Raw genomic sequence first — 24,915 nt, 5'->3', positions numbered from 1 at the left:
TGGGGCTGACCAAAAAGGTCAGCCCTTTTCTTTGTGAGAAAGGGGCTGAGTTGTAATTTTAGTTACCACACAAAAATTACAATGGCTAAAGTAAAAACTTCTGTAGTATTTAAGCAATATAGTCCTCAACAAAATTTATTGTTACCACCTTCACTGGAAGAGTTAATAGGCAAGGATCACCTTGTAAGGGTGGTTAATGAGATAGTTGAGTTGATGGATATCAGCGACCTGATCAACTTATACAAAGGTGGCGGCACCAGTAGCTATCACCCCCGGATGTTACTAAAAGTGTTATTATATGCCTATTGTGTAAAGATCTATACTGGCCGCAAGATAGCCAAGGCACTGAGCCAGGACATTCATTTTATGTGGCTTTCAGCTATGAACCGTCCTGATTTTCGTACGATTAATAACTTCCGCAGCAGCAAAGCCAAACAGGTAATAGAAGCATTGTTTAAAGAGCTGTTGGAGTTTTTGGTAGCTCATCAGTATATCAAGCTGGAAAATTATTTTTGCGATGGAACAACATTGCGTGCAGATGCCAATCAGCATAAAATGGTATGGAAGAAAAATGCAGAGCGGTATGGTCTGAAGGCTGTAGAAAAATGCCAGGAGTTGTTTAAGCAAATAGATGAGCTGAACCGGCAGGAAGATAAAGCCTATGGGCAAGCTGATCTGGAAGAACATGGACAAGCTGCTACCGTGAGCCGGGAAGCAATAGCCCAAAAGGCAGCTACACTCAACGATGTCATACGCAATACTGTTGTAAAGAGCAAACGACGCAAGGCCACCACACTGAAAAAGAAGTTAAAAGATGCTGAAGGCAAGATAGAAAAGTATAACAATCAGATTCAAAAAGCCGGCAACCGTAGTGGTTACAATAAAACTGATACCGATGCCACAGCTATGATGATGAAAAATAAGGTAGAAGTACTGCCAGCCTACAATGTACTGGCAGGTAGCGAGGATCAGTTTATTACCGGGGTGAGCGTTCATCAATCGACCAACGATGGAGCCTGCTTTAATGATCACCTGCACGCCATAGCCAGCCAACAACCTTGCCAGCCCGACAGGATTATTGCTGACAGCATCTTTGGTACAGAGCAGAATTATGAACTGCTACAACAAAATGAAATAGCCAGTTATATGAAGTTCCCGCTATATCACAAAGAACAAACCAAAGCTTATCAGCAAAATTCTTTTCTAAAGGACAACTTTATCTATGATATACTCACAAATACTTATAGCTGCCCTAATAAGCAACTACTTATTTTTAAAGGCAAACACCAACAAACGCATAAACGTACCGGTTACAAATCAGAGGTAAAAGTTTATGAATGTAATAATTGCTCCGGCTGTCCTTTTTATCAACAGTGTTGTAAATCGACTAAAGGGGAGAACCGAAAGATAGAGATCAACGAAAAACTGGAAGCCTTTAAGCAGCAGGCAAGGCAAAACCTTCACACAGAACTGGGACAGTCCTTGAAAAAACAAAGAGGCACAGAGATCGAAAGCTGTTTTGGAGATATAAAACACAATATGGACTTCCGTCGCTTCCACCTGCGAGGTCTTCAAAAAGTAAAAACAGAGTTTATATTGGTAGCTATGGCACACAACCTGAGAAAAGTATCAATAAAAAAACTCAATAAAGCAGCCTGATAAACAAAAAAAGTACGTTTATCACTCATAATATCCCCTATTACTGCAGATATTATTGTGAAACCGAAAACTTAAATAAATAAAGTACAGCCCATATAAGTGAACTGTACTTTTTCAAATATTGAGACGTTTGACCTTTTTAGTCAGCCCCGCATATCCGGGCCATGTAAATCTTAACAAATCGTAAAAACTTAAAATTATTTTATTTTTTAAAAGGGTTTGTGTTCGGTTTACATAAAAGTTTATATACCTTTGATCCCCCAAATCAACTGATAAACCCATTTGGTTTGGGACTTAATAATTATTTTTTAACGCCTTAAATTTCTATTTAAAATGGCAGCTAAAATTAGATTGCAAAGACACGGCTCTAAAAAAAGGCCCTTTTACTTCATCGTTGTTGCTGACGCCAGAAGCCCTCGTGATGGTAAATTTATTCAAAAATTAGGTACTTACAACCCTTTGACTATCCCTGCTACAATTGAGCTGGATCGTCAAAAAGCATTGGAGTGGCTGAACAAAGGTGCAACACCTACAGATACTGTTCGCCGTATCCTGAGCTTTAAAGGAGTATTATACCTGAAGCACTTATTACGTGGTGTAAAATTGGGTCTGTTTGATGAAACTGCAGCAATGCAGAAGTTCACAACATGGAGTGCAGAGCATGAAGAGCACATTAAAAGGCGCCAGCAGAAAGCTATCGACGAAAGAAGAGCTAAACGCAGGGTAGCCAGTGCCGTTCCTCGTAAAGTAGCTGAACCTAAAGCAGAATCTCCTGCACCTGAGGCAAATGCTGAAGGCGGAGAAGCTTAATAAGCTTATGGAACAAAAAATTAAAAGCGATTGGGCGATAAACCCGATCGCTTTTTTATTTTCCCTTATTTTGCAGCATTATGGCACAATCGCCAAACAACAACTATATCAGCATTGGTAAAATTGCCGGCACACATGGCCTTAAAGGCGATGTGGTACTGAAACACGCGCTTGGTCAACGAACAGCGCTTAAGGATCTTAAGACCCTGTTCATCAAGGATAAAACAGGCAGCTACCTGCCATGGTTCCTGGAAAGCGCGAAAATTAAAAGTGAAACAGAAACCTTTGTAAAGCTCGAAGGTCTTGATAGTGTGGAAGCCGCCCGCCCCATTGTGCAAAAAGAGGTTTGGCTGGCTACCGCCGATTTTGATAAGCATGCTGCTAAAAATTCGGTGATCAGCTTTATCGGATACACCATTATTGACAATGGCAAAGAAATAGGACGCATTGAAGAAATTATTGAGCAACCGCACCAGGTTCTGTGCCGGCTTTTGGTTGATGGAAAAGAAGTATTGATTCCCCTGCATGAAGAAACGCTGCAGAAAGTAGATGCCAAAGCCAAGATAGTTTATGTATCCCTTCCCGATGGCCTGCTGGATATTTACTTATCTTAACTTAAAAATAAAATACCGGCAGGGTATATCAACAGAGCTCCCGTACATTTGTCAGTATGAACATCAAACAGCATATTGCTCACCACCTGGTAGAAGTACACAGAGGGGGCAACTGGACGGACGTTAGCATTACCGATACACTAAAAGATGTGAGCCGGCAGCAGGCATTGACCATTACCCCCTTCTCTCCCAATAGCATTGCCATGCTATTGCACCATATTACTTACTGGAACCGTATTGTAGCACTTCGCGGACAGAACATAGAACCGGAAATTAATGAACAGAATGGAATGAATGCTCCGGCATTAAACAGTGGCGAAGATTGGGAAGAGTTGAAACAAGACAATATCCATTCGGCAGAAGAACTGGCTACAATTATTGAAGGTTATGACATCGGCAGCCTGTACAATCCCATACTACCCGGCCATTCCAGCGCTTATAAAAATTTCCAGGGACAGGTGGAACATGTCCATTATCACTTGGGACAGATCGTAATGATCAAAAAATATATACTCGATACCCCATCTTAGAGATCGCGGCAGGTGGCTATAACCCTGGTATCTTTCACATCATTCCAGTTATTGATCTTTATCGAATCACCTGCGCAATTGACTCCATATTGGGGAGGTGTCACATCACAGGCTACACAACTGATACTGGTATAGTAAATAATTTTTGACTGGTACATGCCTTTACCCAGGTAATGTTTAAATTCAGGACTACAACTGGATACCATTTCCCATTGCTTCTTCATTTTATTGATCCACAGCGCATCACAGTCGGGGTTACTTTTTTTTGAGCAGGCTGCGAGCAATGCTATAGTCAACAAAAGTGGCAAGTACAGTTTCATCTGGTTGGTTTTAAAACTAAAAACGGGTAAATGTTTCTCTGCGCAACAAAACTATAAATTTTAATTTTGGCTATTGAACAATCCAAAACCCTATATCGCCCATTTCGACCTGGATTCTTTTTTCGTTTCGGTGGAGCTATTGCTTCAGCCCGAACTGAAAGGCAAGCCGGTGATTGTTGGCGGATCGGCTAACAGGGGGGTTGTATCCACCTGCAGTTACGAGGCCCGGAAATTTGGTGTGCATTCTGCAATGCCAATGGCTACTGCGATGAAATTATGTCCACAGGCCATTGTATTGAAAGGTACTTACCAGCAATATAGTTACTATTCCAAAATGGTAACAGATATTATCGCTTCCAAAGTGCCCCTATTTCAGAAAGCTTCTATCGATGAGTTTTACTGCGATCTTACAGGAATGGATCGTTTCTTTAACGTAAGCCAATACACCCAGCAACTCCGCACATTTATTATAAAAGAAACAGGATTACCCATTAGTTGCGGACTTTCTTCTGCCAAATTCATCAGTAAAATGGCCACGAATGAAGCGAAGCCCAATGGTTTCCTCGAAATTCCACACTGGAAAGAAAAAGAATTTCTATGGCCCATGGGCATTGAAAAAATTAATGGGGTGGGTAAGCAAACGGAGCAACGACTGAGAAATATCGGTCTGCATACCATCAAAGATATCGCGCAAACACCTGTTGCCATACTAGAGAAAAAGCTGGGCAAATGGGGCCAGGAGTTATGGCAAAAAGCACACGGACTGGGCAGCGCCGAGTTAACCACCGAATGGAACCAGAAAAGCATGAGTCATGAAACCACTTTTCATGAGAACCAAACCAATATAGCGTTTATCCATAGCCAACTGGTTAGACTTACTGAAAAAAATGCCTATGATCTCCGGCAGGATGAAAAACTAACAGGCTGCCTCACGGTTAAAATAAGGTATGACGACTTTGAAACAACTAATAAGCAGGAAAGCATTCCCTACACTTCTCTAGATGATGAACTGATAGAAAAAGCAAAAGATATTTTTGACAGGTTTTACCAGCGAGGTCGCGCTGTCAGGCTAATTGGTGTCAGGTTTAGCCAATTGGTCGATACCGGCATGCAAATGAACCTGTTTAACGATCAGCACAATAAATTAAACCTGTACAAAGCCGTGGATGATATTAAAAACCGATTCGGCGATAAGCTGGTTTCAAAAGCCGTGGTAAACAGGAAAAAGCCGGAACAATAATACCTATTCCCCGAATATTAGTATTTTCAGGGATCGTATTCCCCAAATATTAGTGTTTTTGGGGAATAACCCTGCTTTTATGTATATCAGAAGCATTCAGAAAGAGATCGAATCTAAGTTCGGAAAGAAAAAACTATTATAATTTTTGGTCCAAGACAGGTTGGTAAAACAACACTCATTGAGTATATACTAAAAAATGAGTCTTACCTATTTTTAAACTGTGACAACCCCACTACCAGCAGCCTTTTAACGAATATTAATACAGAACAGTTAAGAGCTCTTATAGGGAATTACAAAATTGTTTTCATTGATGAAGTTCAAATATGAACGACTGAATGCACATCCCTATTTCTGGAGAACGGTACAACAACAGGAAATCGATTATGTAGAAAACGGGAATGGCATCATTGCAGGATACGAGATAAAATGGAATCCCAACGCCAGATTAAAGGCTTTCTCATCTTTTAAAGAAACATACAATGCCGATGTTCGTTTGATCCATCACCAGAACTTCAGAGATTTCCTTTAGTTCCTGCGCAACCGTTTGTCTTTATACTGTAGCCAAAAAGCTTTTTATTTGCATTTCAAAAGCTTTGCAAATCCAATAAAATATTCATTTTTAACCAGGAAATATGAACGAAAAATTTACCCAGCGTATCGCTGGTGAAGTGGAAGAAATAAAAACCTCCGGATTATATAAAAACGAACGTGTGATTAATAGTCCGCAGGGCGCCGAAATTGAAGTAAATGGCAAAACGGTGCTTAACTTTTGCGCTAATAACTACCTAGGCCTCTCCTCCCATCCCGATGTGATTAAAGCGGCACATGAAGCCATCGACTCTCACGGATATGGTATGAGCAGTGTGCGTTTTATTTGCGGAACACAGGACATCCATAAAGAGCTGGAAAAAAAGATCTCTGAATTCTTAGGCACAGAGGATACGATTTTATACGCGGCAGCTTTTGATGCCAACGGGGGCGTATTTGAACCCCTGTTTAACGACCAGGATGCTATTATTTCTGATGCTTTGAATCACGCCAGTATTATTGACGGTGTACGCCTTTGTAAAGCCCAACGCTTCAGGTATGAGCATAATAATATGGAAGACCTGGAAGCTAAATTACAGGAAGCAGCCGGCTGCCGTAGCCGCATCATCGTAACTGATGGCTCATTTAGCATGGATGGCACTATTGCCCAGTTAGACAAAATTGTGGCACTGGCCGAAAAATATGATGCGGTAATTATGATAGATGAATGTCATTCATCGGGTTTCCTGGGTAAAACCGGTCGTGGTACCCACGAGTATCGTGGTGTAATGGGCAAAATAGACATCATCACGGGCACTTTAGGTAAAGCATTGGGCGGCGCATCAGGAGGTTTTACTTCGGGCCGTAAAGAGATCATTGATATGTTGCGCCAGAAATCGCGTCCTTACCTGTTTAGCAATACGGTAGCACCCTCTATTGTTGGTGCGTCTATTGCAGTACTCGATATGCTTTCAGCCTCAACCCACCTGCGCGACAAACTGGAGTTTAACACCAAATATTTCCGGGAAAAAATGACGGCGGCTGGCTTCGAAATCAAACCAGGCGACCACCCCATTGTGCCGATCATGCTGTACGACGCAGTACTGGCAGCCAATTTTGCAGCAAAGCTATTAGAAGAAGGGGTTTATGTTATTGGCTTCTTCTTCCCTGTTGTTCCCAAAGGCCAGGCTAGAATACGGGTACAATTGAGCGCCGGTCACGAACAGGAGCACCTGGATAAAGCCATCGCGGCTTTTACCAAAGTGGGTAAAGAACTGGGTGTATTGAAATAACTAAAAAGACGTAGTATTATATAAAGTCATGGACAAGCGTTCATGACTTTTTTTGTTAAAGACATTACCCTAACTGGAAACAACAGATTTCATCTACTTCTTGAATTTTTCGAAGTTGTTTATAGTGATATGGGTTGCCTTTAGTTCATGCATCATATTATACAAACCAAAAAAGGTTCGGTTCATATAAATAAAATGCCGGGACCCCCTGTTGGTATTAAAGTTTCGCATCTCACTGAGTTTGGCATATTGCTGCCCTAACGCAGCTATTTCTCCAAAAAATTGTTCGTCCGAAAAATCGAAACGCTCCACGTTAAATGGCCGGGTAAATAATTCTAACAGATCGTAAAACAACTGTTTAAAATATGCTTTTTCTTCGGGTGAGTCCTCAGCTGTCAGTATCTCCAGTTCGTATAATTTTTCTTCGAACAAGGAAGAATTTTTCAGATTTTTCTGGTCGGCTAACTCAAAATAGGGTTTGTAAAAGTCAGCGGGAATTTCTTTAATACAACCAAAATCAATCACCAACAATTCGTTGTTGGGGGATATTAGAAAGTTACCCGGATGCGGATCGGCATGCAATTTTCTGAGTACATGCAGTTGATACATGTAGAAATCCCAGAAGGTTTGTCCCAGCAAATTCCTATCTGCCTCTGTCTGCTCTTTTCGAACGTATTCTGAAAAGTGAATCCCATCCATCCAATCCATCGTGAGAATCTTCTCGCAGGAATACTCCGGATAATAATCTGGGAATTTTATATTTGGTAAATGAGCGCAATCTTTTGCAAACTGCCGGCTTCGCTTCAATTCCAGCACATAATCGGTTTCTTCAAAAAGTTTTTGCTCCACTTCCTCAAAGTATTTTTCAGAACCCTCTTTCCGGATGTTGAACATCTTCATCGCAATGGGTTTTACCATTTTAAGGTCAGACGAAATACTTTCCTTTACGCCGGGGTACTGAATTTTGACAGCAAGCTTTTTACCGCTTTTTGTAGCCTGGTGCACCTGCCCGATACTGGCCGCATTGATCGACTCCGGCGAGAAACTATCAAAAATATCTTCAGGATTTTTACCAAAATACTGCCTGAAGGTTTTACGCACCAAAGCAGCTGAAAGCGGCGGAACCGAAAATTGTGAAAGTGAAAATTTATCTACATAGGCCGCCGGCAATAAATTCTTTTCCATACTCAGCATTTGCGCAACCTTTAATGCAGACCCTTTCAGCTCTTTCAAACTATCGTAGATATCCGTAGCATTTTGCTCATGCAGGTTGGCGCGGGCTTCAGCTTCATCTTTGGTCAGCTTCTCCCCATAATATTTAATATAATTAATCCCCACTTTAGCGCCTGCCTTCAACAAATTACCCGCACGTCCTATTTTGCTGGTGGGTATTGAATTTAATGTTTTCATTCGCTCACATCATTTATTAAGAAAAGCCTCTGCTTATCCCATTTGAAATTTTTCTTTCCACAGAAATTTGCCTAAATCCAGCATCTTGGTCAGTACCGGGTTATTCACCACATCAAAACCTGTATCAATCGTTTTCTCAATGTAGAGATCTGTTTTCTCAAACCCAGGTGATTCGTCTTTTTTCCAGAACTCCAAAATACTTAGAAAGTGTAACCACAAAATACCCTCCTTCGATTTCCCGTTAAACTGTTTCACCAACTCAGGCGCCTTTTCAAAAATATTTTCATTATCAAATGAGAGCGTTTGTACGAATTGCCGATGGCCGGATTTCAAAGCATGAAGCAGTTGTTGCTGCTGCATCAGGTTTCCTTTTAGTAACAACAATACCAGTGACCGGTTGAGTTTGAAGTTCTCGAAAAGGATAAAGTATACATTGAGTAATTTTTCTTTTGCCGGCATCGTTTCAAAATGCTCTATCTGGCCGGCCAGCTCTAACGATTTGTCGAAGAAGTGAACCAGGTAGGCCTGTTCCAGGGTGTCGAACCCGGAGAAAAAATCATAGAAGCTTGCCTCTGTTAACTGGTGATTTTTCGCAAACAGGTATACGCTTTCAGGCCGCTTCCCATGCGTCAAAAGGTATTCGCTATACCACTCCATTAAAGTGGTTTTGTCGATGGGTTTTGCTTTTGCTTTATTTACATTTTTCATAATGGGTTGGATTGCTTTTGATATTGGGAACAACAGGCTTGTCAAAAGTACGCTGTATTGCTATAACTATTTTGCTTTTAAATACTCACAACTGCTATCCGGCACCTTTAAAACAGGCCTTACCAGCCACTTTATAAACAAAAGAAAAACAAATAAGGTTGAAACAACAGTCATGATTTAATTTCTTTAACGGAATGCTGTAAATTTAACTTCACCTTTAAACGTGTTCTCTCACGTTTGGTATTACAAAGATCCGGGACTTCTCAATGTTTATAAAGCAGCTTATATTTTTCTTTTTATTGATTGCCCTACAGCGGGTAACAGCTCAAACCAATACACAACTCGCGCAGTACCCCTCCCCTATGAAAGAAACAGTACGCAGGCACGAACGGGTTGCGTTTGAGATGGAGTTTTCAAAGACGATAGTACTTAACAACCTGTTACCTAAACCGGTAACTATATATCTTCCGGCCAATACCCATAAATTAAAACAGGCCGATTTGCTGATTCACTTTCATGGTTTAGCACCAGTGGTTGCTTATGCCGCTCATCAATATAAGCGGCCTATAATCGCCGTTTCTGTCAACCTGGGATCGGGTTCGTCGGCGTATGCGCAACCTTTCAACAATGATTCAACCTTTGAAAAACTTAGGAAAGCTGTTTTAGATACCGTGATAAAACATCTTGGATACCCGTTGACAGCTGGAAAGATTATTTTAAGCGGATTTAGCGCCGGCTATGGCGCTATCAGGAGCATTCTTTCCCAACCTGTTTATTTTACAGGTATTGATGCTGTTATTCTGCTAGACGGCCTACACACCAGTTATATCCCTGAAAGAAAAGTACTGGCAGAAGGAGGCCTGATCGACTCTGTATCTCTTGAGCCTATTATTCAATTTGCCAGGAAAGCCACTAATAAATTGTCGGGTAAGAAGTTCATGTTTACCCATTCAGAAATTTTCCCGGGTACATTTTCCAGTACCACAGAAACAGCCAATTACCTGCTGAACAAACTAGGCATCAAAATAAAGCCCGTTTTAAAATGGGGGCCTTTAGGTATGCAGCAGATCAGTGAAGCATCGAAGGGGAATTTTTATGTACTGGGGTTTGCCGGCAATACCGCCCCGGATCATATCGATCATTTTCATGGTCTGTTTCATTTTTTACATAAGCTATAAGCGTCCAGGCAAATCCATTAAATTACTGAATACGATCTGCAACGGTCATAGTCATTTCTTTACTGGAATACTGTAAATTGCCTTATGTTAAAAAATACCGTTCTACTCATCTGCATCATCGCGGCCTCAACAATGGGCTATTCTCAGGATACCAAATCCAAAACAGCAGAATCGGAAAAACCGCAAATAACCAAAAACAGCAGTCCTGATCTGAAATTTGATCCCGACGCTACAGTGGTTACTTATCACACGGTTAATATTAACGGTAAAGCCATTCCCTATAAAGCTACTACGGGGACATTACCGGTTTGGGATGCCGATGGGAAGGCTATTGCAGGTGTTTTCTTCGTATATTATGAAAGAACAGATATTAATGACAAAACTACGCGGCCTTTAACTATCTCTTTTAACGGCGGGCCGGGCTCAGCATCAGTATGGATGCATATTGGTTATACGGGGCCCATATTCTTAAATATTGATGAAGAAGGGTACCCGGTGCAACCTTATGGCTACACACACAACCAGTATTCTATTTTAGATGCCACCGACATTGTTTATGTAGACCCTGTTAATACCGGATTTTCGAAGATGGTGGGCAAAGACGTTGCCCGTGAAAAATTCTTTGGTGTTAACGCCGACATTAAATACCTGGGCGACTGGGTGAACAGTTTTGTAAACCGGTACGACCGCTGGGCATCGCCGAAATTTCTCATTGGAGAAAGCTATGGGACTACCCGCGTATCCGGTCTGGCGTTAGAGCTACAACAATCACATTGGATGTACCTGAACGGCGTGGTGCTGGTCTCTCCTACCGACCTGGGTATAGAACGCGGCACTGCTACCGACGCAGCTTTACTGCTTCCCTACTACGCAGCTACTGCCTGGTACCATAAAAAGCAACCTGCAGACCTTTTACAAAAAGACCTGACGGCTATGCTGCCGGAGGTGGAGAATTTCACGATGAATGAATTAATACCGGCGTTGAATAAGGGAAGCCTTTTAGAAGATGCCGCTAAGCAAGCACTGGCAGCCAAAATGGCCCGCTATTCAGGTATTCCCGAAAAAGTAATCCTTCAAAATAATTTATCAGTTAGCACCAACCTATTCTGGAAAGAGCTGTTGCGTAATGAAGGATTTACTATAGGCCGTTTAGATTCGAGATACAGGGGCATTGATAAACAGGATGCCGGTAACAGCCCCGATTTTAATGCTGAGTTAACTGCCTGGCTACATGCTTTTACACCGCCTATTAATATGTACCTGAAGAAAGATCTGGGTTATAAAACCGACTATCCCTATAATATGTTTGGGCCGGTTCATCCCTGGGACACTAAGGGCAATCAAACCGGTGAAAACCTGCGCCAGGCCATGGCTACCAATCCTTATTTACATGTACTCGTACAATCGGGGTACTACGATGGCGCCTGCGATTATTTCAATGCCAAATACAATATGTGGCAAATGGATCCATCGGGCAAGCTCAAAAACAGAATGAGCTGGGAAGGCTATCGAAGCGGCCATATGATGTACCTGCGAAAAGAAGATCTGAAAACCAGTACACAGCACCTGCGTGAGTTTATAAAGAAAGCTATTCCCGCTCCAGGTACACCAGCTAAATATTAAGGAACGCGATAAACGGGATACGTTAAATATGCTGGCTCTACCCAGGGAGAGTTTTGATAAATAAAGTTCAACTGGGCACCTGCACTTTGCGCAAAGGTGGTATCCTGCCTGCGCCTGGCTTCCAGTTTCTGCTGCAGCTCACTGTTTGATTTTAAATAGCCGGCGGCTACATCCTCAAAATGATAATCGGAGTAGCCTTCTTTTTGCTGAAGAATAGCATCGAAAAAATTCCATTTAAAATAGGAGTCTTCTGCAATAGGTTCTAATGTCTCTATTAAGAAACGGTTAGCTACCTGGTTCATGGGAACATACCAGTCTCCCTTGCGAAATGGGATGGGCTGGGAAAAAATACCCAGCCTAACTTCCGAATTAGGATGATGTCCTTCATACGGTCGCTGACTGGTTTTATAATCTTCAATGCGATATACCCGCACATTAATAATTGTATCATTATTAATTGGCTGCATGGCTACGTTATTAGCTCTCAATCGTTCAACCACCTTCCACCAACCCTGCGGAATGATATATGCTTTGGGTTTGTTAACAACAGTAACTGACTGGTACTGGTTGTAAAAAGGTACCTGCAGTGTATAGGGCTTTGTTCTGTCGTAGTACAATCTCGGCAACCCGGATATTTCGCTGGGCTTATAACCACTTTCATACCCTTTAAAGGTAATCATTGTTGAACTCGCTTTATCGAGCTGCCAGCCAATTGTAAAACTGTCTTTTTTGATCACTTCTTCTTTGGCACGGGCTCTCAGTTCCAGTATCTGGCGTTGCTCGGCACCGGCAAACTCAATAAAAGATCTCATTAACTCGTATGTAGATTGCACGCGTTGCGGATAGGGTTTCAACATATGTGTTTCGGGCACAAAAGCAAATGTGTTCCATAACGTCGCATAGCCACTACTGTAACGCGGCGCATCCCAGAAAGCATCCCACCCTTTTTCTACCTTATCCCTGTGATCAAAATTTACATAAGGAACCAGGTCATACCCCTTCTTTTTCATCGAGCTATATAAAGCAGGCTCCATCACTTCATTGAGGTATTTTCCCATAGCGCCGCCGAGCTTATCATGCTGCGATGTCAGCAAAGTCATCACATGCTGGTAATCGGCGCCGTTACTTACGTGGTTATCGATTAATATATCCGGATCAGTCAAATGAAAAATCTGAGCGAATGATAAAGCTTCTTTAGAATCGGCCTTAATAAAATCCCTGTTCAAATCAAGATTCTGCGCATTACCCCTGAAACCAAAGGCTTCGGGGCCATTCTGATCTACCCGATAATTGTTACTCCGGTTTAAACAGCCACCAATATTATAAACCGGGATAATTGCCAGTACTACCTGCTGAGGCAACTTCAGCTTTCCTTTCGCAATATCTGCGACCAGCAACATACTCGCATCGATTCCATCCGGTTCACCGGGATGTATACCATTGTTGACAAGAATGATCAGCCTTTTATCTTTTTTTATTTGCCTGTAATCGCTCACGCCATCGTTACTAACCGTCACCAAATGCAAGGGCAAGCCGGCATCCGTTGGCCCCATGGTTCTTATTGATATTTTACCAGATGCTTTATCTGCTTTTCTCCACCAATCAATAATCTCATCATAAACAGCAGTCTTTTTACCCTGAGATTGTTCAAATACGGTTACAGGCAGCTGTGCAAAAACAACACAGGAAACCAGCAGGCAATTTAATAAAATCAGTTTTTTCATTTCTGAGATTTGAATCAGTTTTCTTTTCCTAATGCATTATAAATGCTGGCAGCCCATCTCCGGGGCAGGGCGCGTATAATATTTGACGTAAACCTTGCGGGTTTACCCGGAACAATGATCATTTTACCTTTCAAGGTTTTTTTAATGGCAAACTCGCCCACCCTGGCTGGAGGTACTTCCATAAAATCGCCAAACCAACCCAGCTTCTCTTTAGTGTCCTTAACTATCTCCGGCTTGGTATACACAGGCCCCGGCGTCAGGCAACTTACGCTCACCCCTTTCTTTTTTAACTGGTACCTTAACGAATAACTGAAAAAGGTAAGTGCCGACTTAGATGCAGAATAAATATTTTTTACAGGGATAGGACTAAAACCCGCCATACTACTCACATTTAAAATATAAGAGGGCTTATTCTTTTCAAGCAATGGTAAAAAATATTGCACCATTATCACCGGTGATTCCAGGTTAAGTTGAATCATATACCTGACACTATCTGCCGGGAGCTTTAAAAAATCGTTAGTACCGCCCATTCCGGCTACATTGCACAACATTTTCAACGGCAGGTTATTTTGTTCGCTCCAGCGGGCCAGCCGGGGCGCCACACTATCATCCGTTAAGTCTGCAGATAAAATCTCTACCTGCACTGCATATTTTTCCTCAAGCAATTTTTTTGCATTCCTGAGCGGTTGCCCGGTGCGGGCTATCAGCACCAGATTGTACTTTCTTTTGGCTAATGCTTCAGCAATGGCATAGCCGATACCCTTACTGCCCCCGGCTACAATGGCAAAAGGCTGCTTATTTTTATAAACCAATGGGGAAGACAACTCCTGGGCATTTACTGTAAAAGCCCAAAAGCTTAAAACCTTAACCAGCAACAGGATCATTACCTTTTTGAATATAAAGGCGAACGATCGCACAGGCGCACCCGGTGATTGATTTAACGGGATCATAGAAAGGGGCTTTCTACAAATATTGCTTTTTATTTCAAACATTGGCGATATTAATTACTTTTGTCGCCGCTTTCATGGTATGGATACCTTAATTAATCAAATCGACAGAGAAAATCTCCCCCAACATATTGCCATAATAATGGATGGCAATGGACGTTGGGCGCAGGAACAGGGAGAAGACCGGCTTTTCGGCCATTATCATGGCGTTGAAAGCGTTAGGGATATCGTGGAAGGCTGCGCCGAAATAGGCGTCCGGTTTCTAACCCTCTACGCTTTTAGTACCGAAAACTGGGACCGCCCGGAATACGAAGTGGTAGGTTTGATGGAACTTTTAGTGTCTACCATCCGCAAAGAAGTAGAAACCCTGCACAAAAATAACATCCGCCTGCATGTAATAGGCGACATGAGCATGTTACCGGCCTATGCACAGCAGGAATTGAACGAAGCGCTGGAAATTACCGCAGGCAACAGCGGCCTTAATTTAATAATGGCATTAAGCTACAGTGGCCGATGGGAATTATTAAATGCTGTAAAAAGCATCGCTAATGAAGTCAAAAACAATCGTTTACAGGTAGAAGCCATCGACCAGGATGTACTGCAGAAATACCTTTGTACCAGCGAGTTTCCCGACCCCGAATTGATGATCAGAACAAGTGGCGAATACCGCATCAGTAACTTTTTATTGTACCAGCTGGCCTATGCAGAGCTTTATTTCACTAATGTACGATGGCCCGAATTCAGAAAAAACAACTTGTACGAGGCAATACTGGATTACCAGGGAAGAGAGCGCAGATTTGGTAAAACTTCCAAGCAAATTGAAGAATCTAAGTAATATGTGAAAGTTTTACCTAAATAACCTCAGCTTAGGCTGCCGCCGTTGTATCAGCCTTTTTTAACATGAGTTTTCCAATTTTTACCTTTAATTTGCCGCCGCAATGGGAATGATGTGTAACAGTGTGGTGATAAAATAATAACTTCCTGCTTTTGCAAAAACAAAATTGATTACCGATATTTAAATCCTTTATGCGTTTTTTTCTTTACAGGTTCTGCGTTACAATTATATCATTAACAACGGTAAACTATGTTTTTGCGCAAACAGACACCATTCCTGATGGAAATCTTTCTCTGGAAATGCAGGAATGGCAAAATCCAAGACAGCCCAAAGAGTATACTATTGCCGACCTCAAAGTAACGGGAGCCAATTACCTGGACTCTACCATTATACTTTCGGTAGCAGGCTTACAAAAAGGTCAAAAGTTTACCTACCCGGGTTCTGATATTTTTTCCCGCGCTATACAAAACCTATGGAGGCAAAAGCTGGTAGCCGACATTAAGATTTATGTAACGAATATTATTGGAGAAAATGTAAGCCTTGAAGTTGCTGTTAAGGAGATGCCTCGATTGGGAGACTATAAATTTGAAGGCGTTAAAAAAACAGAACAGGAAGAATTAGTGAAAAAAACGGCTATCGCTAAACAAACAACTATCCTTTCTGAAAATACCCGCCGAAACATTATTGATGTTACCAAAACCTTTTATGAAGAAAAAGGATTCTCCGGCGTGGAGGTAGAACTGGCAGAAAAACCAGATCCTGTATTTAAAAACTCTAACTCCCTAACCATCAAAGTAAATAAAGGCAAAAAGGTAAAAATAGACGGTATTAACTTTTTTGGCAATGAAAACGTAAGAAGCGTTAAGCTGAAAAAGCAAATGAAGGGCACCAAGGAAATGACCAAAATGACCTTATTCCCCTCGCCATATGTAAGCACTTACGGACCTATTAAAAGATATAGCTTTGGAGAATACATGAACGACTGGGGCTTTTTAACCGGCACCAAATCATTAGAAGTTTTAGACCCTTATTTTAGATTCAAGTTCGCTTCATCCAAGTTCAACCAGAAGAAATATATTGAAGACAAGGAAAAAGTACTAAACTATTTTAACGAGAAAGGCTACCGCGATGCCCAGATACTGGCAGATACCCAGGTGATACAGAACAATAAAATGTATGTAGACATTAAAGTGAGCGAAGGACGGAAATACTATTTTGGTAATACTGTTTGGAAAGGAAACTCGGTTTACAGCGATACTATTTTAAATGCTATCTTAAATATTAATAAAGGAGATACTTACGACGGGAGTATCCTGAATAAAGCTTTAGGTATTGAACCCAGCCAGGACGCACAGGATATTCAGACAGCCTACCGTGACAAGGGGTATCTCTTTATTCAGGTAGTTCCGGTAGAGACCCGGATATACAATGATACCATCGACCATGAGATAAGAGTGGCAGAAGGCCCGCAGGCCCGTATTAAAAATGTAAACATCCGTGGTAACGAACGTACCAAAGAGCACGTTATACGTCGTGAAATGCGTACCTATCCTGGTGCTCTTTACAGCCAAAGTGGACTGATGCGTACTATTCGTGAGCTGAATGCCTTAAACTATTTTGAGCAGGAATCGATTAACCCGCAACCGGTACCTAATCAGAACGACGGTACGGTGGATATTAACTGGAACCTGAAAGAAAAATCTTCAGATCAACTGGAGCTTTCTGCAGGTTGGGGCGGTGGAATTGGTTTGACCGGTACCCTCGGCGTTACCTTTAATAATTTCTCCATTAAAAACATCTGGAAAAAAGAAGCCTGGGATCCATTGCCAGTGGGTGATGGCCAGAAACTGAGCCTTCGCGTACAATCTAATGGTCGTGCCTTCCGCTCGTACAACGTTTCATTTACAGAGCCCTGGTTAGGTGGTAAAAAAAGGAATTCATTAATCCTGTCTTATAATAACAGCAAATATTATAACCTGGCAGGCTTTACATCTCGTGGAACCTACGAATACGATAAAAATAAATCACTTACCGTAAACGGGTTTTCAATTGGTTTAGGAAAGCAGCTCAACTGGCCTGATGACTATTTCTACATGACCACAACTGTAGGTTTAACCCGTTACAATGTAAAGGAAATGGGATATATTTATCAGCTTCCTTTCAATACAGGAGAGTCTAATAACCTTAGTTTAAAATTTGCGCTGCAGCGTAACTCGGTATCAGATCCTATTTTCCCCCGCAGTGGTAGTGACCTGATGTTTAGCGTACAAGCGACTCCTCCTTACTCTTTGTTTGGCTCCACTGACGACCAATTCAAATTTGTGGAATATCACAAATGGCGTTTTAATTCTACCTGGTATGTGCCTTTGGGCAGAGGTAAGGGTGAGAATAAAGACAGGCAGTTTGTACTGAAACTGGCTGCCAAATATGGTTTCATGGGCAGGTATAATAAAAACATCGCCTTCTCTCCGTTCGAACGTTTTCAATTGGGTGATGCCGGCTTAAATAATACTTTTTCCCTTACTGGTTTCGACATTATTGCACACAGAGGTTATCCTATTTACAATAATTCAGACCCTACTGTTAATCCTGATAATACCAGCCAGGGTAACTTCAATAACTTCTTTACCATCTTTAATAAGTACCAGGCAGAGCTTCGTTACCCACTGGTAACCAATCCAAGCAGTACCATTTTCGGTTTGGCATTTTTCGAAGCTGCCAATGGTTGGAAAGACTATAAAGAGTATAATCCATTCAAATTACGTCGAAGCGTAGGTTTAGGTATGCGTTTTTACCTGCCTATGTTTGGTTTACTTGGGTTTGATTATGGTATAGGTCTTGACAGGCTGACTCCTGGTGGCGGATTGAAAGGAGCTGGTAAATTTACCTTCATGTTAGGCTTTGAGCCAGAATAAGATAGCCTGGCCATGCTCTTGTAAAGATTTAACCTTTTTTGCACTTTCTTTGAAGCAACTATACATTTGTCCGGTACGTCACACTTCAGATACTAAATCTTACTATTAAAAACACGTCCTGCCGGGTTATTGCCGGGGACAATAAAAAAATAACAAGATGAAAAAAGTTTTTGTTTTGGGTATTGCGCTTTTATTCGCCTGTGCAGGCGCATTTGCACAGAAATATGCTGTTATTGATACCCGCTATATTTTTGAAAAAATGCCTGACTACAAACGGGTACAGCAACAGGTAGACGCGCAGGCTGCTGCGTGGCAAAAAGAAATTGACACGAAGCAGGCCGAGCTGGATAAATTATACAATGATTACGATGCTGAACAGGGCATGATGAGTGAAGATTTGAAAAAGAAAAAGGAAGACGAATTATTTAACAAAGAAAAAACACTTCGGGACCTGCAAAAGAAACGCTTTGGTTTTGAAGGAGAACTGTTCAAAAAAAGACAGGAATTAATGGAACCATTGCAAAAGAGGGTGGCTGAAGCGGTAAACAGGCTGGCTAAAGCAAATGGTTACGATTTGGTTTTCGACAAAAGTGAGGGCAAATCCATTATCTTTGCCGACCCTAAGTTGGATAGAAGTGACGACATCTTAAGGGAACTTAGATTGAAATAATTTAAAACTTAAAACAAACTCAACTGTGAACGGGCAGGCTTTGCTTACACAAACGCATTTGAGTTACCAAAAAAGAAAAGAAAAAACAAAAAATGAAACAAGTAAAATTTCTTGCGGTTGCGTTAGGTTTGGTATTAGTGAGCGTATTGTCGGCCAATGCACAAAAAATCGGCTATGTTAGCGTAGACGCTTTGGTAGCTAATTTACCTGAAGCACAACAAAAGCAACAAGAACTTGAAAAATGGCAGCAGGATTCTATCGGCGGTACTTATACCCGGTTATACCAGGAGTTTCAGGAAAAAGATAGCGTACTGAAAAAAACAACTACGGCTTCCGTTAAACAGGTTTTAGAAAAAGATTTAGCACAATTAAGTGAAACATTAGGCAACTGGCAGCAAATTGCGGGTCAGGCTTCTCAGGCTAAGCAGGCTCAGTTGTTCAATCCTTTATATAAAAAAGTATATGATGCTATTAATGCGTATGCGAAAGAAAAAGGATACACTTATGTATTAACCCAGGATGCTTTTGTAGTGGCTCCGGATAGTGATAACCTAAGTCTTCCCATTGCTACTAAATTGGGAATTAAGGTAAATCAGCAAGGCGGTACAACTCCTGCTGGTGGTGGCGCAGCTCCTGCATCTACTACGCCAAAGAAATAAGAATAAGCAATTACAAATAATATTTCTCAAACCGTCCGGATCCGGACGGTTTTTTTATTTTTGATCTATAACTACAAGTCATGCCACAAGAAGCCCCTATTGGCGTATTTGATTCAGGGTACGGAGGGTTAACAGTTTTAAAAGAACTGGTAAAACGACTACCCCAATACGACTATTTATATCTTGGCGATAATGCCCGTGCGCCTTACGGTACGCGGTCTTTTGATACCGTATATCATTACACGCTGGATGCTGTAAAATGGTTTTTTGACCAGGGTTGTCAGCTGGTAATACTGGCATGTAATACGGCTTCGGCAAAAGCATTGCGTACCATACAGCAAAACGACCTTCCTGTTATTGCTCCCGACAAAAGAGTTTTAGGCGTGATAAGACCTACTACTGAAATAATCGGCAAATACTCTGAAACCAGGGAAGTAGGCATACTGGCAACCAAAGGAACCGTTGCATCTGAATCTTACCCGATCGAAATTGCTAAATTTTACCCCGATATTCAAACCTACCAGGAGGCTTGCCCCATGTGGGTACCAATTATCGAAAACAATGAAATGGAGAATGCGGGAACCCATCACTTTATTAAAAAGAACCTGCACCATTTATTTCAAAAAGGCGATAATATTGATGTAATTCTGCTGGCGTGCACCCATTATCCGCTCATGCTGAAACAAATAAGAGAGTATGTACCTATACAGGTAAAGCTGCTCACCCAGGGAGAAATTGTGGCCGAAAGCCTGGAAGATTATTTGAAAAGACACCCGGAAATAGATGAGCAATGCAGTAAAAACGGGTTGGTGCAATTTTTCACAACTGATGCTGTCGAAGATTTTGATGAAAAAGGATCTGCATTCTTTGGTGCACCGGTTAAAAGTAGACATATAAGTATGTAAAATAGTGAGTCTATAAACCACGTTCGATAATGAACCACGATCTTTTACTTGCCAATATTGCCAAACATATTCAGCTGAACGATGAGGAAACAGCTCAGTTCACCTCTTTGCTCAGCCACAAGAAACTTTCTAAGAAGGATTTCTTTTTGGAGGAAGGTCAACCCTGCCATCATTTGGCATTCGTTCACTCAGGAGCATTAAGGGCCTATCATTTGGATCCGGCAGGTAAAGAATCTACTATTATGTTTGCGTTGGCAGACTGGTGGATAACCGATATGTATTGCTTTTTGAATCAAAAGCCGGCTATGGTATTTATAGAGGCCCTGGAAGACAGTGAAATATTCCTGCTAAGTAAAGAAAATCTCGACAAACTGTTTGATACAATGCCCAAATTTGAACGATTCTTTAGAATTCTGATGCAAAACGCCTACACCCGGGAGCAGCTAAGAATTATAGAGAACCTATCCTTGCCTGCCGCTAAAAGGTACGACAACTTCCTGGCTAAATATCCGCAGATCATCAGCCAGGTTACACAAAAGCAAATTGCCTCTTACCTGGGTATCACTCCGGAATTTTTAAGCACTATCCGGAAAAATAAAGCCCGGGGAATTATTTCTTAAAGTATATTAAGAGCGGTTGCCATTACAATCAGTTTCTTTGAGCCATCAAAAAATAATACAATGCTCATACTTATTGCAGGACCCTACCGAAGCGGCACCAACGACGATCCCCAGCTCATGCAGCAAAACTTAAATAACCTTGAAGCGGTAAGCCTCTCCCTGTTCAGAAAGGGTTATACTCCCATTATTGGCGAGTGGGTAGCACTGCCACTCATCAGGTTAGCCGGCTCAACAAAACCCGGAGATGATGCCTGGAATGAAATACAATATCCGGTTGCTCACCGGTTACTGGAAAAATGTGACGCCGTTTTTCGCATTGCCGGTGCATCGAAAGGTGCAGATGAAGATGTGAGAATTGCAACAGAAAGAGGCTTAAAAGTCTTTTACCAGTTGGACGACGTGCCTGTACTTCCATAAGTACCCCACAGTTCCGTTGGGTAAACTCATGCGAGCACCTTAGGCCCGGAGGGTGGTTGCTGTAAACTTTATACTTTTTAAACCTCGAACTTTAAAATTTTCCTTACCTTTGCCGTCCTTTCACAAACAGAAGATGTGGTGATCTTCTGTTCCGAAAATTAAACCGGCATGTTCTCCCATGCTATTAATTCAAAAGTGAAAAAATTAAAATAAAATGAAACGTACTTTCCAACCGCACCGTCGTCGTCGTAAAACTGTTCACGGTTTTCGTAAACGTATGCAAACTGCTAATGGCCGTAAGGTTTTAGCAAGCCGCCGTGCCAAAGGCCGTAAAAAGCTTACTGTGTCTGACGAAAGAAGACTGAAGTAATCTTTGATAAGCTTTCAAATTATTCGTAGCTCCGTTTTTCGGGGCTATTTTTGTTTTTTGAAGTAACTTCAACTATCTATTATGGAGCATAAAAAAGCCGGCAGCCGTGGCGCCGAAATAGTAGAGCAATATTTTGCTTTTCTCGACCATCACCTGGCAGATTTATTGGAAGACCGGGTGGATGACATGCTCACTATTACGCAGATTGCCCAATATTTATTCATTGCGCCGGGGCATTTAACCAATACCCTTACCAAAGAAACCGGCCGCCATCCCTGTTATTATTACGACCTGAAGATCATTGAGGTCGCTAATAAATTATTGCTTACAACGTCCTTATCTGGCTCCGAAATAGCCAGGCGCCTCACTTTCGACCCGTCTAATTTCGTCAAATTCTATAAAAGCATTACGGGCATCACACCTGCTATCTTCCGAGAGAAAAAAGCTTTGCCATCTGTATTGCCTATTGAGCAGAAAAAATATACCCGATAGCTCAGATTCTGTGACTGTCACCATACCTGTTTGCAAACCGTAAATGAATTTTGTGTCATCTTTTAACCCAAATACAAAAAATGGCAAACAGAATTGCATTAATAACGGGAGGCAGCAGGGGGCTCGGCAAAAACGCAGCCCTGGCATTAGCTCAAAAAAATATAGATGTTGTACTAACCTACAATAGTCAGCAGGCAGAGGCAGACCAGGTTGTAAAGGAAATTGAAGCATCGGGGGCCCGGGCGGTTGCTCTTCAACTGAATGTTGCAGACAGCGGTAGCTTCGATAGTTTCATAGAAAACCTGAAAAATAGCTTAGCATCAAAATGGCAAAGAGAAAACCTGGATATTTTAATCAACAATGCAGGTATCGGCATTCATAAACCCTTTGCTGAAACCACAGAGGAAGATTTTGACATTTTAGTAAATATCCAGTTTAAAGGGCCTTTTTTTCTAACCCAAAAAATGCTCCCACTGTTAAAAGATGGAGGAAGCATTATTAATATATCCAGCGGCCTGGCCAGGTTTGCTACTCCCGGCTATTCGGCCTACGCCGCAATGAAAGGCGCCATGGAAACGTTGACCCGCTACCAGGCGAAAGAACTGGGCGCCCGTGGCATCCGTGTAAACATAGTAGCGCCCGGTGCTATAGAAACAGATTTCGGAGGAGGCGTTGTAAGAGACAACCAGCAACTTAACTCTTTTATTGCTTCTCAAACGGCTTTAGGCAGGGTGGGCTTGCCCGATGATATTGGCGGCCTTATTGCATCACTTTGTATGCCAGAAATGAGCTGGGTAACTGCACAAAGAATTGAAGCATCCGGCGGTATGTTTTTATAGAACTGCGCGCCTGTGGTTTACTATATTTTGCAAGGCTCATTTACAAGCATCCATACCTATACTATTGGTAATAACGCGTGAGGACACGCGCTATTACTTAATATCCGGCGACGGTATATTTTATAGAACTATCCGGTTGAGTTTTATGTGTTTTTGTAAGGCCCATGGCAATCGGATGTATATAGACTTTATTTAGACAGTGGCGCGTGTCCCCACGCGCTGCCAGCTATATTTCCAATTCCATCCTTAGGAATGTTGCAGGTTTTATATCTTTACAGCCGCAATAAATGCTCGTACTCCAACAATGCCTACTCATATTTTTCCAAAATCGCAGCGACTCAAAAGCCGGAAAAGGCTGCAACAGGTTTTTGCTGAAGGAAAAAGTGTACGCACCAAAGATCTTCGATTGGTGTACCTGGCAGAAAAAAATGAGACAGCTGATGTTAAATGTGGCGTAGGTTTAACAACAAGAAATTTTAAGCACGCTGTTGATCGTAACCGCATCAAAAGATTACTGAGGGAAGCCTACCGGTTGCAACAGCACGATTTGAAGAACTATGTACAGGATCATCCCTTTGATCTATCATTGTTTTTGCTTTACACCGGAAGAGAATTACCCCTATACAAGGATATTTATGAAAATGTTGGGGTAGTTTTACAAAAATTACAGAAAGCCTTACATGCGGCAGTTCCTGAAAATACTTAGCTGGCCTTTTATCGGCCTTATCAAAATATACCAGTGGGTAATTTCGCCCTGGCTGGGACCCAAATGCAGGTACACACCTACTTGTTCGCATTATTCTTTACAGGCATTTAAAAAATATGGCCTTTTTAAAGGGTTCTGGCTGTCTGTAAAAAGAATTTCCCGCTGTCATCCCTGGGGAGGAAGTGGCTACGACCCAGTTCCTTAAATGTTCAAACTTTAGAAATTGAGGATTCAAAATAGTTGCGATCCTAAACTTTAAACTCTAAATCTCGAATTTTAAACATTGAACCTTAAACTTTAAAAATGATTACCGGTATTGGATTAGATGTGATTGAAGTGGAGCGTGTTCAACAAAAAATAGAAAAAGAACAGGGTTTTAGAGAACTGGTTTTTGGACAGGAAGAGATTGAATATTGTGAACCTAAAACGCATAAATATGAACACTATGCGGCGCGCTTTGCTGCTAAAGAAGCTTTATTTAAAGCACTAGGAACAGGCTGGACAAATGGTACTGCTTACAATGAAATTTTGATACTCGGCGACGAGGCAGGCAAGCCCGAAGTTCATCTAAGAGGCGAAACCGCCCGGACACTCGAACAAATCGATCTTTCCAAAGTTAAAATATCCATCAGCCATCTTAAAAACATAGCGGCTGCTGTGGTTATTATTGAATCTTAAGGACTTCGGCAAAAGTGAACATAGTACAATGATTATATGTCGATTATGAGCTGAATAACCGGAAGTGCTTTAAGTTTCGGGTAAATAAAATGCCAAGAACTCCAGCTTTCCTGACAGGATTGACCGCTGGTATAACTCAATACTACTTAACCCCGCCTGCTGCAGTCGGGCAGGCGCGAGGACGGGAAGACGCCAAGAATTTTAAAAGGATTAATGAATTGTTGTG

General features: G+C 41.7%; 28 protein-coding genes. 23 read left to right on the top strand and 5 right to left on the bottom strand.

The features are described from left to right. The first annotated feature begins 81 nt into the window (after positions 1-81). The 4 genes from ACLOAU_RS09030 to ACLOAU_RS09015 all read left to right on the top strand — a co-directional run bounded on the left by ACLOAU_RS09030 (position 82) and on the right by ACLOAU_RS09015 (position 3,613). A complete protein-coding gene (locus ACLOAU_RS09030; protein WP_427861537.1) occupies positions 82-1,659 on the top strand; it encodes an IS1182 family transposase in 1,578 nt (525 codons plus the stop codon). 333 nt (positions 1,660-1,992) lie between these two features. Continuing rightward, positions 1,993-2,469, top strand: coding sequence for a 30S ribosomal protein S16 (rpsP, locus tag ACLOAU_RS09025; RefSeq protein ID WP_317235768.1), 477 nt, complete (start codon positions 1,993-1,995; stop codon positions 2,467-2,469). An 80-nt stretch (positions 2,470-2,549) separates the two neighbouring features. After that, the gene (rimM, locus tag ACLOAU_RS09020) at positions 2,550-3,083 is read left to right on the top strand and encodes a ribosome maturation factor RimM (protein WP_427861536.1); all 534 of its coding nucleotides are present in this window, start codon (positions 2,550-2,552) and stop codon (positions 3,081-3,083) included. A 56-nt stretch (positions 3,084-3,139) separates the two neighbouring features. After that, positions 3,140-3,613, top strand: a complete 474-nt coding sequence (locus ACLOAU_RS09015) for a DinB family protein (RefSeq protein WP_427861535.1) — start codon at positions 3,140-3,142, stop codon at positions 3,611-3,613. Here ACLOAU_RS09015 and ACLOAU_RS09010 read toward each other — a convergent pair. Continuing rightward, positions 3,610-3,933 (bottom strand): hypothetical protein, encoded by a 324-nt coding sequence (locus ACLOAU_RS09010; RefSeq protein WP_427861534.1) that lies wholly within the window; start codon positions 3,931-3,933, stop codon positions 3,610-3,612. The two genes, ACLOAU_RS09015 and ACLOAU_RS09010, sit on opposite strands and share 4 nt — an antisense overlap. A 73-nt stretch (positions 3,934-4,006) precedes the next feature. On the opposite strand from ACLOAU_RS09010, the gene dinB reads away from it, so the two are divergent. The 4 genes from dinB (at position 4,007) to kbl (ending at position 6,993) form a co-directional block, all read left to right on the top strand. Beyond that, entirely contained in the window at positions 4,007-5,173 is a 1,167-nt protein-coding gene (gene dinB, locus ACLOAU_RS09005; protein WP_427861533.1) for a DNA polymerase IV, read from the top strand. A gap of 135 nt (positions 5,174-5,308) precedes the next feature. Beyond that, positions 5,309-5,500 (top strand): AAA family ATPase, encoded by a 192-nt coding sequence (locus ACLOAU_RS09000; RefSeq protein WP_427862684.1) that lies wholly within the window; start codon positions 5,309-5,311, stop codon positions 5,498-5,500. Further along, positions 5,484-5,702, top strand: coding sequence for a DUF4143 domain-containing protein (locus ACLOAU_RS08995; protein ID WP_427862683.1), 219 nt, complete (start codon positions 5,484-5,486; stop codon positions 5,700-5,702). Before ACLOAU_RS09000 ends, ACLOAU_RS08995 begins: the two co-directional genes overlap by 17 nt. A gap of 103 nt (positions 5,703-5,805) precedes the next feature. After that, on the top strand, positions 5,806-6,993 hold the full coding sequence (gene kbl, locus ACLOAU_RS08990; RefSeq protein ID WP_427861532.1) for a glycine C-acetyltransferase: 1,188 nt from the start codon (positions 5,806-5,808) through the stop codon (positions 6,991-6,993). A gap of 93 nt (positions 6,994-7,086) precedes the next feature. On the opposite strand, the gene ACLOAU_RS08985 is transcribed toward kbl, so the two are convergent. Together ACLOAU_RS08985 and ACLOAU_RS08980 are read right to left on the bottom strand one after the other, a co-directional pair. Continuing rightward, positions 7,087-8,403, bottom strand: coding sequence for an ABC1 kinase family protein (locus ACLOAU_RS08985; protein ID WP_427861531.1), 1,317 nt, complete (start codon positions 8,401-8,403; stop codon positions 7,087-7,089). Between the two features lie 33 nt (positions 8,404-8,436). Then, positions 8,437-9,111 carry a hypothetical protein gene (locus tag ACLOAU_RS08980; protein WP_427861530.1) on the bottom strand — a complete coding sequence of 225 codons (675 nt, stop codon included), beginning with the start codon at positions 9,109-9,111 and terminating at the stop codon, positions 8,437-8,439. A gap of 266 nt (positions 9,112-9,377) precedes the next feature. On the opposite strand from ACLOAU_RS08980, the gene ACLOAU_RS08975 reads away from it, so the two are divergent. Both ACLOAU_RS08975 and ACLOAU_RS08970 read left to right on the top strand, forming a co-directional pair. Continuing rightward, positions 9,378-10,289 (top strand): hypothetical protein, encoded by a 912-nt coding sequence (locus ACLOAU_RS08975; protein ID WP_427861529.1) that lies wholly within the window; start codon positions 9,378-9,380, stop codon positions 10,287-10,289. 84 nt (positions 10,290-10,373) lie between these two features. Next, on the top strand, positions 10,374-11,912 hold the full coding sequence (locus ACLOAU_RS08970) for a S10 family peptidase (RefSeq protein ID WP_427861528.1): 1,539 nt from the start codon (positions 10,374-10,376) through the stop codon (positions 11,910-11,912). Here ACLOAU_RS08970 and ACLOAU_RS08965 read toward each other — a convergent pair. Together ACLOAU_RS08965 and ACLOAU_RS08960 are read right to left on the bottom strand one after the other, a co-directional pair. Next, positions 11,909-13,636, bottom strand: a complete 1,728-nt coding sequence (locus ACLOAU_RS08965; RefSeq protein WP_427861527.1) for a M14 family metallopeptidase — start codon at positions 13,634-13,636, stop codon at positions 11,909-11,911. The genes ACLOAU_RS08970 and ACLOAU_RS08965 overlap by 4 nt on opposite strands. A gap of 14 nt (positions 13,637-13,650) precedes the next feature. After that, on the bottom strand, positions 13,651-14,628 hold the full coding sequence (locus ACLOAU_RS08960; RefSeq protein WP_427861526.1) for an SDR family NAD(P)-dependent oxidoreductase: 978 nt from the start codon (positions 14,626-14,628) through the stop codon (positions 13,651-13,653). A 37-nt stretch (positions 14,629-14,665) separates the two neighbouring features. Here ACLOAU_RS08960 and uppS point away from each other — a divergent pair, with 37 nt between their 5' ends. The 13 genes from uppS to acpS all read left to right on the top strand — a co-directional run bounded on the left by uppS (position 14,666) and on the right by acpS (position 24,689). Next, positions 14,666-15,418 carry an undecaprenyl pyrophosphate synthase gene (gene uppS / locus ACLOAU_RS08955; protein ID WP_427861525.1) on the top strand — a complete coding sequence of 251 codons (753 nt, stop codon included), beginning with the start codon at positions 14,666-14,668 and terminating at the stop codon, positions 15,416-15,418. A 191-nt stretch (positions 15,419-15,609) separates the two neighbouring features. Further along, positions 15,610-18,333 carry a BamA/OMP85 family outer membrane protein gene (locus ACLOAU_RS08950; RefSeq protein WP_427861524.1) on the top strand — a complete coding sequence of 908 codons (2,724 nt, stop codon included), beginning with the start codon at positions 15,610-15,612 and terminating at the stop codon, positions 18,331-18,333. 157 nt (positions 18,334-18,490) lie between these two features. Next, positions 18,491-19,003, top strand: a complete 513-nt coding sequence (locus ACLOAU_RS08945; RefSeq protein ID WP_427861523.1) for an OmpH/Skp family outer membrane protein — start codon at positions 18,491-18,493, stop codon at positions 19,001-19,003. 92 nt (positions 19,004-19,095) lie between these two features. After that, on the top strand, positions 19,096-19,662 hold the full coding sequence (locus tag ACLOAU_RS08940) for an OmpH/Skp family outer membrane protein (protein WP_427861522.1): 567 nt from the start codon (positions 19,096-19,098) through the stop codon (positions 19,660-19,662). Positions 19,663-19,742: 80 nt separating this feature from the next. Further along, a complete protein-coding gene (gene murI / locus ACLOAU_RS08935; RefSeq protein ID WP_427861521.1) occupies positions 19,743-20,567 on the top strand; it encodes a glutamate racemase in 825 nt (274 codons plus the stop codon). Positions 20,568-20,596: 29 nt separating this feature from the next. After that, positions 20,597-21,187 (top strand): Crp/Fnr family transcriptional regulator, encoded by a 591-nt coding sequence (locus ACLOAU_RS08930; RefSeq protein ID WP_427861520.1) that lies wholly within the window; start codon positions 20,597-20,599, stop codon positions 21,185-21,187. Positions 21,188-21,247: 60 nt separating this feature from the next. Further along, positions 21,248-21,604: a hypothetical protein gene (locus ACLOAU_RS08925; protein WP_427861519.1), complete on the top strand. Its 357-nt coding sequence runs from the start codon at positions 21,248-21,250 to the stop codon at positions 21,602-21,604. 214 nt (positions 21,605-21,818) lie between these two features. Further along, the gene (rpmH, locus tag ACLOAU_RS08920) at positions 21,819-21,974 is read left to right on the top strand and encodes a 50S ribosomal protein L34 (protein ID WP_114789870.1); all 156 of its coding nucleotides are present in this window, start codon (positions 21,819-21,821) and stop codon (positions 21,972-21,974) included. An 81-nt stretch (positions 21,975-22,055) separates the two neighbouring features. Then, positions 22,056-22,466: a helix-turn-helix domain-containing protein gene (locus ACLOAU_RS08915; RefSeq protein WP_427861518.1), complete on the top strand. Its 411-nt coding sequence runs from the start codon at positions 22,056-22,058 to the stop codon at positions 22,464-22,466. 80 nt (positions 22,467-22,546) lie between these two features. Next, a complete protein-coding gene (locus ACLOAU_RS08910) occupies positions 22,547-23,305 on the top strand; it encodes an SDR family NAD(P)-dependent oxidoreductase (protein ID WP_427861517.1) in 759 nt (252 codons plus the stop codon). Positions 23,306-23,609: 304 nt separating this feature from the next. Then, the gene (rnpA, locus tag ACLOAU_RS08905; protein WP_427861516.1) at positions 23,610-24,011 is read left to right on the top strand and encodes a ribonuclease P protein component; all 402 of its coding nucleotides are present in this window, start codon (positions 23,610-23,612) and stop codon (positions 24,009-24,011) included. Then, complete coding sequence (yidD, locus tag ACLOAU_RS08900; RefSeq protein ID WP_427861515.1) at positions 23,986-24,216, top strand: membrane protein insertion efficiency factor YidD; 231 nt, start codon at positions 23,986-23,988, stop codon at positions 24,214-24,216. The genes rnpA and yidD overlap by 26 nt, the downstream gene beginning before the upstream one ends. Positions 24,217-24,314: 98 nt before the next feature. Further along, positions 24,315-24,689 (top strand): holo-ACP synthase, encoded by a 375-nt coding sequence (acpS, locus tag ACLOAU_RS08895; protein ID WP_427861514.1) that lies wholly within the window; start codon positions 24,315-24,317, stop codon positions 24,687-24,689. Positions 24,690-24,915 lie beyond the last annotated feature (226 nt).

It is taken from the genome of Paraniabella aurantiaca (assembly GCF_050309965.1).
Taxonomy (GTDB): domain Bacteria; phylum Bacteroidota; class Bacteroidia; order Chitinophagales; family Chitinophagaceae; genus Niabella.
Note: the sequence above shows the minus strand (reverse complement) of the source record. Positions and strands in the feature narration are given on the sequence as shown.